This is a genomic window from Bacillus sp. LR--39 (assembly GCF_053613335.1).
The window spans coordinates 1-664 of sequence record NZ_JBSIOT010000992.1; the positions used below are offsets into that span (position 1 = coordinate 1).

Below are 664 nucleotides of genomic sequence, written 5' to 3' on the forward strand. Positions count from 1 at the left end.
TTCATTGGAGTCATCTCCTCTAATTGGTTCTACTAGGGAGACGGAGAACCTTAGCCGATCGTTTCTCTAAAAATAAAAAAAGAGATATCCTCTACAGGATATCTCTTATGGCATTACCAGCCTCTTTCGTATTGAACAGGGGCCGGAATCTCTGTATTGAGCTGTTTCGCAGCAGTTCTTGCAAAGAATGGATCCCGCAAAAGCTCTCTGCCGATAAAGATGAGGTCGGCACGTCCGTTTTGCAGAATTTCTTCAGCCATTGAACCGTCTGTAATCATGCCGACGGCACCAGTAGCCATGTCCGCCTGTTCACGGATTTTCTCAGCGAAGCTGACCTGATAGCCAGGGAATACGTTAATGTCTGCGTGAACAAGGGCGCCTGAGCTGCAGTCAATTAAGTCAACTCCCTGCTCCTTCATCCATTTTGCAAAACCGATGTGATCGGCAATGTCTAAGCCTTTGTCAGTGTAGTCAGAAGCAGATACACGGACAAATAAAGGACCGTCCCATACTTGTTTGACTTCATCAATGATCTCTCTCAAGAAACGATAGCGGTTTTCAGGTGAGCCGCCGTATTCATCTGTGCGATGGTTGGAAAGCGGAGACAAAAATTCATGAATTAAATATTCGTGCGCCGCATGAATTTCAATCACATCAAAGCCGG

Annotated in this window: 1 protein-coding gene; it reads right to left on the reverse strand. The window is 45.9% G+C overall.

From position 1 onward, the window contains the following. Positions 1-113: 113 nt before the first annotated feature. Positions 114-664: oxidoreductase (locus ACWHAR_RS27975; protein WP_452088550.1), on the reverse strand; the 551-nt coding region annotated here is incomplete at its 5' end.